This is a genomic window from Nesterenkonia natronophila (genome assembly GCF_003595215.1).
Classification (GTDB): domain Bacteria; phylum Actinomycetota; class Actinomycetes; order Actinomycetales; family Micrococcaceae; genus Nesterenkonia; species Nesterenkonia natronophila.
Window position 1 is genome coordinate 392,807 of sequence record NZ_QYZP01000002.1, and the last position, 13,684, is coordinate 406,490.

The window sequence follows — 13,684 nt, forward strand, 5'->3', positions numbered from 1 at the left end:
CAGTGAGCGCTCACGAAAAACCGAAGACTAACGTCCTGCAGTTGCGGAGGAACACATGAGTGAGAACAGAGCCTCGGACGACACTGCGGTGAAGAAGTCCGTCTCGAACCCCTGGGTGCCGGCAGTGCTATCACTGGTGGTTCCCGGACTGGGACAGCTGGTGGTGCTCAGGCAGCGAGAATTTGGGCTGAAACTGATGATTGCGTGGCTGGTGATCGCCGTCGGTCCGACCTTGGTGATGACGCCACTGAGGCTCAGCGGAACCCAAGTCGACCGAGCAGCGGTCACTTTGGCGGATTCGGTGGCGCTTTCAGCCATTGGCATCGGTCTGCTCATCGCCGTTTACGCGGCTGTGATGGCATACCGAAGCGCTGCACCGGCGACTCAGGAAGAAGTCGCTGAGGCGGCGAGGGTGGAGCGCCCAGAAGCTGCGCTCAGTTTCCAAGATGTGCACGTGAGCTTCAATACGGAGTTCAGTACCGTGGAGGCAGTCAAGGGCGTCAGCTTCGATGTCATGCCGGGTGAAGTGGTGGCAGTGGTGGGCGAGTCCGGTTCCGGTAAGTCGGTGACCTCTGCAGCTGCCATGGGGCTTGTGCCCAAGAACGGCACAGTCTCCGGCAGGGTGTACCTCAACGGCCAAGAAATTACCGCCATGGACCCAACTCAGCTGCGCCGGCTGCGGGGTTCGGAGGTCTCCATGGTCTTCCAGGAGCCCATGACCGCGCTCAACCCAGTTCTCAGAGTCTCGGACCAGCTCAAAGAGGCCATGGAAGTGCACGGTGTGGCATTCGGTAAAGATGCATTGGCGAAGGGTGTTGAGCTGCTGGAACTCGTCGGCATCCCCGACCCTGCGAATCGGATCTTCGAATACCCGCACCAGTTCTCCGGCGGGCAGCGCCAGCGCATCGTCATCGCCATGGCAATCGCCTGCAACCCATCGATGATCATCGCGGACGAGCCGACGACGGCTTTGGACGTCACTGTCCAGGCCGAGATCCTGGACCTGCTGCGCAGGCTCAAGGACGAGATCAATACAGCCATCATGTTGATCACCCACAATATGGGCGTCGTGGCGGACATGGCCGACCGAGTCGTGGTCATGTTCCAGGGTGAAGTGGTGGAGTCTGGCACGGCAGAGCAGATTCTCATGTCTCCCCAGCACCCCTATACGCGCCGCCTTCTGGAGGCTATGCCGAAGCTTCACCAGAAACAGGGTGCTGAGTCGCCGCGCGTTAAGGTCTCAGAGGAACCGGTGGAGCAGCCCGGGACCCCTGCCGCGGCCGAAATTGCCATCGAGGCCAAGGACCTCGCTCTCGCGTATAAGAACCGCGGTAAGGGAATCCGCGTGGTCGAAGGTGTGAACTTCACTGTTCCCAGGGGAGAAATTCTGGGGCTCGTCGGAGAGTCCGGCTCCGGAAAGTCAACCATCGCTAAGGCGGTGCTCGGTCTGCTCGATGTCGACCACGGAGAACTTCTGATTCGTGGGCGCAACCTGCCAACCCTCTCTCGGAAGGATCGCAAGGCCGTGCGGAAGGACATAGGGGTTGTCTTTCAGGACCCTGCGGCCTCCCTCGACCCGCGGTTCCCGATCGGGGACATCATCGCCGAACCCATGGTGGTGCACAACGTAGGTTCCCCCAAGGACCGAAAAGAGCGCGCCGCGGAGCTGCTGGAAGCGGTCAAACTGCCCCGGAGCGTGACCAACCGCTACCCCCACGAGCTCTCCGGAGGTCAGCGACAGCGCATCAGCATCGCCCGAGCGCTGTCGCTGAGCCCGTCGATTCTCATTGCCGATGAGCCGACTTCAGCCTTGGACGTCTCCGTCCAGGCCCGAGTCCTGGAAATGTTCATTGAGCTGCAGGAACAGTTCGAGTTTGCCTGTCTCTTCGTCACCCACGACCTTGCTGTGGTGGACCAATTGGCGAATCAGATCATGGTGCTGGAAAAGGGGCGAGTAGTGGAGCAGGGAAACAAACACCAGATCCTGCGCGAGCCCAGGATGGACTACACCAAACGCCTGCTGGCCGCTGCGCCGGTGCCGGACCCGCAGGAGCAGCGTGAGCGCCGTGAGGCCCGGCATCAGCTGCTGGCAGCGCAGGGTCTGCTATAGCGACTCGCAGAAATGTCAGCAGGTGTGTTGTTCAAGGGATATGCGTATGGCAGAGGACAAGGGTAGGCTGACCGGCTTCTACGGCCGCGCGAAAGACGAACAGTGGCACCAGCAGAAGCATGAGAATCATCGAAGGTGGCGCCGGCGGACCGTCGGCCTCGGCTTAGCGGTGGCCGCAGCGGTCATTGTCGCGGCATTCGTCATCTATGACTATCCCAGAGAGTCCGGGCTGACGGACACTTTGGGCCTCACCTGTGGCGAGTATGTACAGATCGGTGACCCACAGTCGGTGGAGAGCCCGATGAATCAGTGGGAAGTGCACCGGCAGGAGGTAGCCGCGGCGGATGAGGTCGACGGTGAAGGATTCCTCGCCGCTGCAGAGATCGTGGCGGCAAAGTTCGAGGCTGAGCCGCTGATGGGACAGTTCTACGAGGCAATCACTCAGCGGGAGTCCTCTGCAGCCGTCGTCGGTGAGGACCTGGTAATCGGACACCATCAGGCGTTCTGGTCTGCCACTGACCGCGTGTCAGTCTTCAGCGTGACGGCTGAGGCCATCACGTGGACCGCGGAGTTGGATCATCCTGTGCATGATCAGGATCTCGCCGGGGACGACCGCCCACGGGTGCTCTACGGTGTGGGCACTACCGATGACCTTGTGGTGCTCCAGACCCCGACGTACCGGGGCGATACAGACTTGGTGATCGCTGATAAGAACTCCGCGCAAGGCTCCAAGTGTGTGCGTCTGGAGGGAGCCGTGGACACTGTTGAGGTGCTCACCGCGCAGCCGGACCCCGTGCGCGCCTGGAGCCAAACGATTAACCTGAATGCTCGGAAGACCTCGGCCAATGGATACCTTATTTATCACGGAGGCCAGCAAGATTCGCCCCACCACGAGGTGAGCCTGGTGGATGTGGCCACTGAAGAGGTACAGCCGGACCCGGGAGTCTCCCTTGGGTCGCACACTGCCAAAGGGGAAATAGAGATACCGCGCGAGGCCCATGAGGCTGCTGCTGAGGAGCTTCAGCACCTGGCCCCCGTGGGAGAGAATCACTACTTGCTCACTTGGGAAGCCGGCTACCTGTTATTCGCGGCTGACTGACAAGTGAAGGGGCTTAGAAATGGGGAGTTACCCGAACAGATTCCCATCGTAAATCGCGTTAGCTGCCGATACGATGAGACTCAAGGCCAAACTGAACAGTGTCGAAACACAACCGCAAAGAAAACTGTACTAGCGTGGTCTGCACTACCCGATCGACCCAATGATGAGGAGATCTTCGATGAGCAATCGTGCAATCCATAGGCAGCGGTGGCGCCGCGGCGCTGTGGCTGCCACAGCCTCCCTGGCCCTGCTGCTGTCGGCCTGCGGGAATGGCGAGGAAGCCACTGATGACGCCGACGCCAATGGCGCTGAGAACGGCGAGCAGGTATCCGGCGGAGGCACCGTCACCGTGTACAACTGCCAGCCGCAGAATCTGATGCCGTCCAACTCTACCGAGGTGTGCGGCTCCTGGGTGCTTGAGCAGCTGTTCACCGGGCTGACGCAGGTGGACTATGACACATTCGAGCCAGTCCCCGGTGTGGCCACCGGCTGGGACTCCAATGAGGATCAGACTGTCTGGACCTTCGAGATAGGTGAAGGCTGGAGCTTTCACAACGGTGAAGAAATCACAGCCCAGACCTTCGTGGATACGTTCAACTGGACCGTAGACCCGGAGAACGCCCAGCAGAACAACGATTTCTATGATGTCTTCGTCGGATATGAGGACCTCGTGGAGGGCGATGCGGACGAGCTCGAGGGCGTCAGCGCCGTCGATGACTACACTCTGGAGCTGGAGCTCAACGAGCCTTTCTCCCCACTTCCGATGATGCTGTCCTACACAGGCTTCTACCCCATGCCGCAGGAAGCCTTTGACGATCCGGAAGCCTTCGAAGACGCACCCATCGGCAATGGTCGCTACCAGATGGACGGCGAGTGGGAACACGACGTCCAGATCGCGGTTGAGCGTTACGAGGACTGGCCGGGAGAGGACCCGGGAGTGCCCGAGCGCATCGAGTGGCAGATCTACAGTGACATTGAGACTGCCTATCTGGATGTTCAGGCCGGCGCACTCGACATCCTGGACAATGTGCCACCAAGCCGTTTGGGCACTATGGAGGATGACTTCGGCGATGACCAGGCCCTCTTTGAGACCTCGTCATTCACCTACATGGGGCTGCCGCTGTACCAAGAAGAATTTGACGATGCCGATGTTCGGCATGCTCTCTCCATGGCAATAGACCGTGAAGAGATCATCGACAGCATCTTCGACGGTGCCCAGGTGCCTGCGCGCAACATCATCCCACCAATGCTGCCTCAAGCACGCGAGGATGCCTGCGAGTACTGTGAGTTTGATCCGGACGCCGCAGCCGAGCTGTATGAGGAGGCAGATGGCCCCAGTGAGCTGACGGTCTACTTCAACTCCGGTGCAGGACACGAAGATTGGGTTGAGGCGGTGAGCAACCAGTGGCAGCAGCACCTCGGCATTGAAGATGTGACCTTCCAGTCCCTGGAGTTCGCCCAGTACCTGGACCTGCATGATGACCAGTCCGTCACCGGTCCGTTCCGGCTTGGATGGGTCCTGTCATACCCCAGCCCGCAGTACGCGATGGAGCCGATCTACACGTCAGGTCAGTCCTCCAACTACACCACCTTCGACAACGAGGAATTCGACGACCTCATTGCCCAGGCGAATGCCTCAGACCCTGAGGAGGCCGACGAGTACTACCAGCAGGCAGAAGACATCCTGCTGGAAGAGATGCCCGTCATCCCCATGTGGTTCCAGAGCATGGGAGTGGTGCACAGTGACCAGATCGAGCACGACTCGGTCACGATGGACCCGCGCACCTTCCTGCGCGTTGAGCAGCTCCAGGTCACCGACGAGGAATAGCAGCCGATGCATGATGGCCCGCACCAGCCCTGGGTCTTGGGATGGTGCGGGCCGCTGCGTTCTGCCCCACAACTCCGAAACGAGAAGCTAATCATCATGAACTCAGAACGAGTACTGAACCCAACTCGCCGGCGCCGCGGCAGATCCGCGGCAGTAGTGGGCGGGTCCCTGGCACTGGCGCTGGTGGCCGCCTCCTGCGGCAATGGCAATGGCAATGGCAATGGTGACGCAGAAGCCTCCGAAGGTGGGGGCACAATCAGCACCTACACTTGCGAACCGCAGAATCTGCAGCCTGGCAACAACACCGAAAACTGTGGCTCACGTGTCCTGCAGCAGCTGTTCACCGGTCTTACCGAGGTCGACTACGAGACCTACGAGGCCCAACCGGCCATGGCCACTGATTGGCAGACCGACGACCAAGTCCAGTGGACCTTCGAACTGTCCGACGAATACACGTTCCACAACGGAGACCCTGTGACCGCTCAGACGTTCGTGGACACGTGGAACTGGGTGGTGGACCCGGACAACGCTCAGGCCACCGCAAACTTCCACGATAAGTTCCTGGGATATGAGGAGGTCGTCAACGGCGAAGCCGAAGAGATGGAAGGCATCCGTGCGGTGGACGACTACACCCTGGAGATAGAGCTCGTAGAGCCCTTCGGACAGTTACCGATTGTGCTGACATATAACGGGTTCTATCCCATGCCAGAGGCAGCCTTCGATGACATGGATGCCTTTCAGCAGGCGCCCATCGGCAACGGCCGTTACCAGATGGACGGTGAATGGGTTCACGATGCAGAGATCAATATGGACCGCTATGAGGATTGGCCGGGGGAGGATCCTGGAACTCCGGACCGTATCGAATGGCGCATCTACAACGACATCGAAACCGCCTACCTCGATGTCCAAGCCGGCGAGTTGGACATCCTCGGTGAAGTCCCACCCAGCCGTATCGGACAGATCGAGGATGATTTCGGGGAGAACTACTCGCAGAACGAATCATCGCGATTCGTCTACATAGGTCTGCCGACCTACCAGGATGACTGGGAAGATGTCGATCTGCGCAGGGCACTGTCCATGGCCATGGACCGGGAGGAGATCAACGAGCAGATTTTCGAAGGCGCTATGACTCCGGCCTACGGCATACTTCCACCCATTCTGCCGATGTCGCGCAATGACGCCTGCGAGTACTGTGAGTTTGAGCCCGAACAGGCTGCCGAGCTTTATGAGGAAGCCGGTGGGCCCTCCGAGTTCACGATGTACACAGATATTGGGACCGGCCACAACGAATACGTGGAGGCTATTGCCAATCAGTGGATGTCCAACCTTCCTGTTGATGACATCACCTTCCAATCGCTGGAGTTCGCTCAGTATCTGGATCTTCATGATTCACGCGAAGTGACCGGCCCATACAGACTGGGTTGGCTCTTGGCCTACCCCAGCGCTCAGTACGCGATGGAGCCGCTCTACACCACTGGAGCTGCCTCGAACAACGCGGAGTACAGCAGCGAGGAATTTGATGAGGCCATTCGGGAAGCCAACTTTGCGGATGCCGAAGACGCTGATGAGCTGTACCAGGCAGCTGAAGACCACCTGCTGGAGGACCTGCCGGTGCTGCCGCTGTTCTTCCAGGACTACTTCATTGTTCATACCGACCGTGTGGACAACGTGTACTCAGACCTCTCGAGTTACGTCCGGGTCGAAGATGTGACGGTTGACGAGGACTGAATTCAACGGTTTCCCCTCCGGCCTTACCCAGGCGGAGGGGAAACCCCTGAAAGAACATTGATAGCCTTCTCTGTGCCCAGTTCAGCCCGACCCGCCCCGCACCCCCGAGGACACCAATGACCGGATACATCATTCGGCGTCTGCTGCAGTTCGTTCCAGTACTCATTGCGGCAACCCTCATCGTCTATGCCATGGTCTTCCTCATGCCGGGAGATCCCATCCGGGCGCTGTCCGGTGACAGGCCAATGAGCGATGCGGTCCAGGCGCAGCTTCGTGATCAGTACAACCTTGATGACCCATTCCTCGTGCAGTATGGAAAGTACATGTGGGGGGTCATCACGCAAGGAGACTTCGGCACTACGTTCCAGGGTCGTCCGGTGTTGGACATCATCCAGCAAGGCCTTCCGGTGACGCTCACCTTGGCGGCAGTGGCCTTCGGCTTCCAAGCCATTATCGGAGCAATTGCCGGAATCCTCGCCGCTGTCTACAAGGACAGCTTCATTGACCGGTTCGTGCAGGTCTCCCTAGTCATCGCTGTAGCTCTTCCGACACTGGCCATAGCCTTCCTGCTGCAGCTGACGTTCGGGCTCAACCTGGGGTGGTTCCCCATTGCGGGTATTCGCGATGGGTTCGTGAGCTACATTCTGCCCGGCATAGTCTTGGCAGCAGTCTCCACCGGCATCGTCGCACGTATGCTGCGCAGTGAACTCATCGAAGCGCTGCAGTCCGACTATGTGCGCACCGCTACCGCCAAGGGCATGAAACGAAGTCGAGTGGTCACACGGCATGGTCTCCGCAACTCACTGATTCCCGTGGTCACCTTCCTCGGCGCAGACCTTGCCACCATGATGGGTGGAGCGATCGTTGTCGAGTCTGTCTTCAATATGCCCGGCCTCGGTGGGCAAGTCTTCCGCTCGATTCAGGCCCAGGAGAACACCATTGTGGTGGGTATCGTTACGCTTTTCGTCCTCTTCTACGTGGTAGTCAACTTACTTGTGGATCTCCTGTACGCCGCCCTCGACCCCCGTATTCGGTACGACTAAGGAGAGCCGCTATGACTGAGCTTGCCAGATCGCGCTCTGCGGCCCCAGCGGGGGGTCCGGCGCCCAGCCCCACAACTCAGGGACGTCCACAGGAGGACGCCAGTCTCTGGATGGACACCTGGAGGTCGCTGCGCAAGAACCCATGGTTTCTGGTATCGGCAGTGCTTCTGCTGGTTCTGATCACGGTCGCGCTGTTCCCACAACTCTTCGCCACGCATGACCCCAGGGAGTGTTTTCTCGGACGGTCTAGGCAAGAGCCTTCGGCGGAGCACTGGTTCGGAACAGATATCCAAGGCTGCGACTACTACACCCGGGTCATTTACGGAGCTGCGAACTCCATGGCAGTCGGTGTGATCGTCACGGGCAGCATCCTCGTACTTGGCTCGCTGCTGGGGCTCATGGCGGCCTACTTCGGCGGATGGGTGGACGCGGTGCTGATGCGCCTGACGGACCTGATCTTCGCCATTCCATATATGCTCGGCGCATTGGTCTTTCTCGCGGTGCAGGAGAACCGAAATGTATGGGACGTAGCCTTTATCCTGATCGTCTTCACGTGGCCCACTATGGCGAGACTGATGCGCGGCTCGGTGCTGGCCGTGATCAACAACGACTACGTGACCGCCGCTCGCGCCCTAGGGGCAGGCCCGCTCACCATTATGCGCCGGCACATTATCCCGAATTCCCTCGGGCCGGTGGTCGGCTACGCTGCTGTCTACACTGGGGTGATCATTGGGGCTGAGGCAACCCTTACGTTTCTCGGTGTCGGTTTGCAGCTTCCGGCGATCTCCTGGGGCCTGCAGCTCAACGATGCCCAGAGCTACCTCCAGCAGATGCCGCACCTGCTGACGTTCCCGCTGATCTTCGTCGCGCTCACCGTTTTCGCGTTCACCACAATGGGTGAGGCGCTGCGTGATGCCCTCGACCCGAAGTCCAAGAAGAGGTGAGTCAGAGATGACAACCGCACCGCAGCCCACCACCCCAGCTCAGGGTGATGGGGACTTCACCAGCACCGGTCCGCTGCTGGAGGTCAAGGACCTTCATGTTGAGTTCCACACCAAACAAGGAGTGGCTCAGGCCATCAACGGTCTGAACTTCACCCTGGAGGCAGGGGAGACCCTGGCCATTCTCGGCGAGTCAGGTTCCGGGAAGTCTGTGACGGCGCAGACCATCATGGGAATCTTGGACATGCCGCCTGGCCACATCGCCGGCGGAGAGATCCGCTACCGTGGCCAGGATCTGCTGGCGATGAAACCCGAGCAGCGGCGTCGCCTGCGCGGTGTGAACATCTCGATGATCTTCCAAGACGCGCTCTCGTCGCTCAACCCAGTGCTGCCGGTGGGTTGGCAGATCGCCGAAATGTTCCGCGTGCACCAGAAAATGCGCCGCAGGCCGGCCCGGCAGCGTGCAATTGAGCTGATGAAACGGGTAGGGATCCCGGCAGCTGAACAACGTGTAGGGGACTATGCCCACCAGTTCTCAGGTGGGATGCGACAGCGGATCATGATCGCCATGGCTATCGCCCTCGACCCTGATGTGCTCATCGCTGACGAGCCCACCACGGCCCTCGACGTCACTGTGCAGGCGCAGGTGATGCGGCTGCTCAAAGAACTCCAGACCGAAAACAACATGGGATTGATCCTGATCACCCATGATCTCGGCGTCGTCGCGGATGTTGCTGACAAGATCGCGGTCATGTATGCCGGACGCGTCATGGAAGCTGCGGATGTCTACGAAATCTATGCCAGACCTGGACACCCTTACACTAAAGGGCTGCTGGAATCACTGCCCCGGATCGATGCCGCTGGAGAACGACTGAATGCGATCCCGGGTCTTCCCCCGTCTCTGACAGACATGCCTTCTGGATGCCCGTTCAGCCCCCGCTGTCCATACGCCACCGACCTGTGCCGCAATGAGATGCCTGAGCTGCTGCCCATCGTGGGTGAGCACACTTCTGCCTGTCATTATCGCGAGGAGATGCACCGTGGGCACCTGCAGACCCCCGAGGAGGCCCAAGCATGAGCCAGCCCAACGACGACGCACCCACGATCCGACCCGCAGACACCGATTTGGTGCTAGAGGTGGAAGACCTCGTCAAGCACTTCCCGGTCCGGGAGGGTCTCATCTTCAAACGTCAGACCGGGGCTGTCCAAGCTGTAGACGGAGTGAGCTTCCAGCTCAGGCGTGGCGAAACCCTCGGCATTGTGGGGGAATCCGGCTGCGGAAAGTCCACCTTGGCCAAACTGTTAATGCGTCTGGAGGAGCCGGATTCAGGGTCTGTGCGGTTCCGCGGCGAGGACTTTCTGGCTATGCGCGGTGAAGCGCTGCGCCACATGCGCCGAAAGATCCAGATCATTTTCCAGGACCCCTATACGTCGCTGAACCCGCGGATGTCTGTCGGTGACATAGTTGCCGAGCCCTTCAAACTGCACCCCGAAGCCAAACCCGCTCAGGGTGTGCGCAACCGTGTCAAAGAACTTCTTGATGTGGTGGGGCTCGACCCTGATCACATCAATCGCTACCCACATCAGTTCTCCGGGGGGCAGCGGCAGAGAATAGGCATTGCTCGCGGTCTGGCCCTTAACCCTGATGTGATCATTTGTGATGAGCCGGTCTCTGCGCTGGACGTCTCGGTGCAGGCGCAGGTAATGAATCTACTCAAAGACCTCCAGGATGAGTTCGGCATGAGTTACATTTTCATCGCCCACGACCTCTCAGTGGTTCGCCATATCTCCGATCGGCTCGCCGTGATGTACCTCGGACGACTGGCTGAGCTGGGTACTGATGATGAGCTTTACGGGGCGCCGGCCCATCCGTATACGCAGGCCCTACTGTCCGCAGTGCCGGTTCCGGACCCCACGCTGCGGGGCCAACGGGACGAGATCGTACTCAAGGGTGATCCGCCCAATCCTGCGAATCCGCCCTCAGGATGTCGGTTCAGAACTCGGTGCTGGAAAGCAACCGACATCTGCGCCACGGATGAGCCGGAGCTCATAGTCCGGACTGGCGTCACACAGCAGGTCGCCTGCCACCACGCGGAGCCGAACAAAGCCGTCGCAGCCGAAGACCGCTGAGCCATGCTCACCCGTCGATGAGAAATCATGGGTTGATCTCGCGTACACTAGTGTGGTTGAGCACTCGACTGTCGAAGTGCTGATCCCTATTTTCGGAAGGCCCTTCTTTTTCCATGAGCACTGTGTCACGCAATGATCTGCGCAACGTCGCGATCGTCGCCCACGTCGACCACGGCAAGACTACGTTGGTTGACGCCATGCTCCGCCAGACCAAAGCAGTCGGCGGCCACGGCGATCTTGAAGACCGAGTCATGGACTCCGGGGACTTGGAGAAAGAGAAGGGCATCACCATTCTCGCCAAGAACACAACCGTGTTCTACGCAGGGCCAGCGGCTGAAAAGGTGGCCGACGCCGAGGCGGTCACCATGAACATCATCGACACCCCCGGTCACGCCGATTTCGGCGGCGAGGTGGAGCGCGGGCTGTCAATGGTTGACGGTGTGGTACTACTGGTCGACGCATCAGAGGGCCCGCTGCCGCAGACCCGATTTGTCCTCCGCAAGGCGCTGCAGGCGTCCCTGCCTGTCATCCTGGTGGTCAACAAGACTGACCGGCCTGACGCACGGATCGACGGCGTGGTCTCTGACACTATGGACCTCCTGCTCGGCTTGGCCTCAGATGTGGCGGAGGAGAACCCCGAACTAGATGTGGACGCGGTGCTCGACCTCCCCATCGTCTACGCCTCGGGCAAGGCAGGACGTGCATCCAAAGAACAGCCGGCAGACGGCGGCCTCCCTGAGAACGAGGACCTCGAACCGCTATTCGAAACCATCTTGGAGCACGTGCCCGCTCCGACGTACGACGACGCCGAGGTCCTTCAGGCCCACGTCACGAACCTTGACGCCTCACCCTTCCTGGGCCGTCTTGCGCTGCTTCGTGTGTTCAACGGCACTCTGCGCAAGAACCAGCAGGTCGCTTGGGCTCGCAAAGACGGCACGATCAAGACCGTCAAGATCACCGAACTGCTTGCGACCAAGGGGCTCAAGCGCGTCGCCGCCGAGTCCGCTGGGCCCGGCGACATCGTCGCCGTGGCTGGCATCGGGGACATCATGATCGGTGAAACGCTTACCGACCTGGAGAACCCCAAGCCGCTTCCTAACATCGTGGTGGATGACCCGGCCATCTCCATGACCATCGGTATCAACACATCCCCGATGGCAGGTCGGGTCAAAGGCGCCAAAGTCACTGCTCGCCAGGTCAAGGACCGTCTGGAGCAGGAGCTTGTCGGTAACGTCTCCATCAAAGTGCTCCCCACGGATCGTCCTGACATGTGGGAAGTCCAGGGACGTGGGGAGCTGGCCTTGGCCATCCTGGTGGAACAGATGCGTCGCGAAGGTTTCGAGCTCACCGTCGGCAAACCTCAGGTGGTCACGAAGGAGGTCGACGGTGTCCTCCACGAGCCTATGGAAGCTATGATCATCGATGCTCCTGAAGAGTACATGGGCGCCATCACTCAGCTGCTGGCGGCCCGCAAGGGCACCATGACCACCATGTCCAACTCCGGCTCCGGGTGGATCCGCATGGAGTTCACTGTTCCGGCACGTGGGCTCATAGCCTTCCGCACCCGCTTCCTCACCGAGACTCGAGGTGCAGGAATCGCGTCGTCCTACTCGGCCGGGTACGAGCCGTGGAAGGGCGAAATTGAGTACCGCACCTCAGGGTCCTTGGTGGCTGACCGCGCGGGTACCGCCACACCTTTCGCGATGATCAACCTTCAGGAGCGCGGCACCTTCTTCGTCGAAGCCACATCCGAGGTCTATTCGGGGCAAGTGGTGGGAGAGAATTCGCGCAATGAGGACATGGAAGTCAACATCACCAAAGAGAAGAAGCTTACGAACATGCGAGCTGCTTCCGCTGATTCCTTTGAAGGTCTCACACCGCCCACCAAGTTCACGTTGGAAGAGTCCCTGGAGTTCGCCAACGACGATGAGTGCGTGGAGGTCACACCAGAGGCCATCCGCATCCGCAAGGTCCTCCTGGATCCCAGTGAGCGCCTCAAAGCCTCCCGCCGCAAGAAGCAGGCACTGGGAGTCTGAGCCGCTGATGCCTCGCCCCGTCCTCCTTGGCATCTGCTTCGCCTCAGGGGTATTCCTAGGGGTGCTCGGCACGGTGCTGCACGGAAATATCTGGGTTGTTGGGGGCGCCGAATCAGGCTTCGTCATACCCTGGGGCGCGGCACTGGGCCTGCTGGTGCTGCTGCTGGCTCTGCTCTGGGCAGGCACCACAGGCCGATCTCTGGTGGAAGTCTTAGTCATGGGTGGCACCGCATTCACCGTGGCTACCATCGCCTACCTGTGGCCGGGTTCCGATCAGCTCGTTGTGCCTTATTCTCCACTGGCCATGGAGACGCTCCCGGGGCCTGTGATCGCATCCTTGGTGTGGTGGCTAGGCGCAGGTGCAGTGACATTGCTCTCGATGCTGATCAGCACATGGATCTTGGCCAAAGACCGGTAGACTTGAGCACACTATGACCTATGTGATCGCTCTGCCCTGCGTAGACCTAAAGGACAAGGCCTGCATTGACGAGTGTCCGGTCGACTGCATCTACGAGGGTGAACGTGCTCTTTACATCCACCCGGATGAGTGTGTGGACTGCGGCGCCTGCGAACCTGTTTGCCCGGTGGAGGCCATTTATTACGAAGATGATCTTCCGGAAAAGTGGAGCGAATACTACCGCGCAAATGTCGAGTTCTTCGACGACATCGGATCGCCAGGCGGTGCTGCGCGCCTCGGAATGATTGAGAAGGACCATGAGGTCGTTCAGGCGCTTCCGCCGCAAGAGCACAACCTCGACTGACGGCTGAG

The 13,684-nt window shown here is 59.9% G+C and carries 11 protein-coding genes; all 11 read left to right on the forward strand.

The window, feature by feature from the left end; all coding sequences use genetic code 11:
- The first annotated feature begins 55 nt into the window (after nucleotides 1-55).
- The 11 genes from D3250_RS06935 (at nucleotide 56) to fdxA (ending at nucleotide 13,676) form a co-directional block, all read left to right on the forward strand.
- A complete protein-coding gene (locus tag D3250_RS06935; RefSeq protein ID WP_225973198.1) occupies nucleotides 56-2,110 on the forward strand; it encodes an ABC transporter ATP-binding protein in 2,055 nt (684 codons plus the stop codon).
- Nucleotides 2,111-2,156: 46 nt separating this feature from the next.
- Nucleotides 2,157-3,209: a hypothetical protein gene (locus D3250_RS06940; RefSeq protein ID WP_119902632.1), complete on the forward strand. Its 1,053-nt coding sequence runs from the start codon at nucleotides 2,157-2,159 to the stop codon at nucleotides 3,207-3,209.
- A gap of 178 nt (nucleotides 3,210-3,387) precedes the next feature.
- Complete coding sequence (locus D3250_RS06945; RefSeq protein WP_158583092.1) at nucleotides 3,388-5,037, forward strand: peptide ABC transporter substrate-binding protein; 1,650 nt, start codon at nucleotides 3,388-3,390, stop codon at nucleotides 5,035-5,037.
- A 96-nt stretch (nucleotides 5,038-5,133) separates the two neighbouring features.
- The gene (locus tag D3250_RS06950; RefSeq protein ID WP_158583093.1) at nucleotides 5,134-6,765 is read left to right on the forward strand and encodes a peptide ABC transporter substrate-binding protein; all 1,632 of its coding nucleotides are present in this window, start codon (nucleotides 5,134-5,136) and stop codon (nucleotides 6,763-6,765) included.
- A gap of 116 nt (nucleotides 6,766-6,881) precedes the next feature.
- Complete coding sequence (locus tag D3250_RS06955; RefSeq protein ID WP_119902635.1) at nucleotides 6,882-7,808, forward strand: ABC transporter permease; 927 nt, start codon at nucleotides 6,882-6,884, stop codon at nucleotides 7,806-7,808.
- A gap of 11 nt (nucleotides 7,809-7,819) precedes the next feature.
- Complete coding sequence (locus D3250_RS06960; protein ID WP_119902636.1) at nucleotides 7,820-8,752, forward strand: ABC transporter permease; 933 nt, start codon at nucleotides 7,820-7,822, stop codon at nucleotides 8,750-8,752.
- 7 nt (nucleotides 8,753-8,759) lie between these two features.
- Nucleotides 8,760-9,827: an ABC transporter ATP-binding protein gene (locus D3250_RS06965; protein WP_119902637.1), complete on the forward strand. Its 1,068-nt coding sequence runs from the start codon at nucleotides 8,760-8,762 to the stop codon at nucleotides 9,825-9,827.
- Complete coding sequence (locus tag D3250_RS06970) at nucleotides 9,824-10,879, forward strand: ABC transporter ATP-binding protein (RefSeq protein ID WP_119902638.1); 1,056 nt, start codon at nucleotides 9,824-9,826, stop codon at nucleotides 10,877-10,879. Before D3250_RS06965 ends, D3250_RS06970 begins: the two co-directional genes overlap by 4 nt.
- A 113-nt stretch (nucleotides 10,880-10,992) precedes the next feature.
- The gene (gene typA, locus D3250_RS06975) at nucleotides 10,993-12,915 is read left to right on the forward strand and encodes a translational GTPase TypA (protein ID WP_119902639.1); all 1,923 of its coding nucleotides are present in this window, start codon (nucleotides 10,993-10,995) and stop codon (nucleotides 12,913-12,915) included.
- Between the two features lie 7 nt (nucleotides 12,916-12,922).
- Nucleotides 12,923-13,333, forward strand: coding sequence for a hypothetical protein (locus D3250_RS06980; protein WP_119902640.1), 411 nt, complete (start codon nucleotides 12,923-12,925; stop codon nucleotides 13,331-13,333).
- 13 nt (nucleotides 13,334-13,346) lie between these two features.
- Nucleotides 13,347-13,676, forward strand: a complete 330-nt coding sequence (gene fdxA, locus D3250_RS06985; RefSeq protein ID WP_119902641.1) for a ferredoxin — start codon at nucleotides 13,347-13,349, stop codon at nucleotides 13,674-13,676.
- The last annotated feature ends 8 nt before the right edge of the window (nucleotides 13,677-13,684 follow it).

What these genes read in the sequence shown, in the direction of transcription:
- D3250_RS06935 (WP_225973198.1), top strand. Translation starts at nt 56, where the DNA reads ATGAGTGAGAACAGAGCCTCGGACGACACTGCGGTGAAGAAGTCCGTC.
- D3250_RS06940 (WP_119902632.1), top strand. Translation starts at nt 2,157, where the DNA reads ATGGCAGAGGACAAGGGTAGGCTGACCGGCTTCTACGGCCGCGCGAAA.
- D3250_RS06945 (WP_158583092.1), top strand. Translation starts at nt 3,388, where the DNA reads ATGAGCAATCGTGCAATCCATAGGCAGCGGTGGCGCCGCGGCGCTGTG.
- D3250_RS06950 (WP_158583093.1), top strand. Translation starts at nt 5,134, where the DNA reads ATGAACTCAGAACGAGTACTGAACCCAACTCGCCGGCGCCGCGGCAGA.
- D3250_RS06955 (WP_119902635.1), top strand. Translation starts at nt 6,882, where the DNA reads ATGACCGGATACATCATTCGGCGTCTGCTGCAGTTCGTTCCAGTACTC.
- D3250_RS06960 (WP_119902636.1), top strand. Translation starts at nt 7,820, where the DNA reads ATGACTGAGCTTGCCAGATCGCGCTCTGCGGCCCCAGCGGGGGGTCCG.
- D3250_RS06965 (WP_119902637.1), top strand. Translation starts at nt 8,760, where the DNA reads ATGACAACCGCACCGCAGCCCACCACCCCAGCTCAGGGTGATGGGGAC.
- D3250_RS06970 (WP_119902638.1), top strand. Translation starts at nt 9,824, where the DNA reads ATGAGCCAGCCCAACGACGACGCACCCACGATCCGACCCGCAGACACC.
- typA (WP_119902639.1), top strand. Translation starts at nt 10,993, where the DNA reads ATGAGCACTGTGTCACGCAATGATCTGCGCAACGTCGCGATCGTCGCC.
- D3250_RS06980 (WP_119902640.1), top strand. Translation starts at nt 12,923, where the DNA reads ATGCCTCGCCCCGTCCTCCTTGGCATCTGCTTCGCCTCAGGGGTATTC.
- fdxA (WP_119902641.1), top strand. Translation starts at nt 13,347, where the DNA reads ATGACCTATGTGATCGCTCTGCCCTGCGTAGACCTAAAGGACAAGGCC.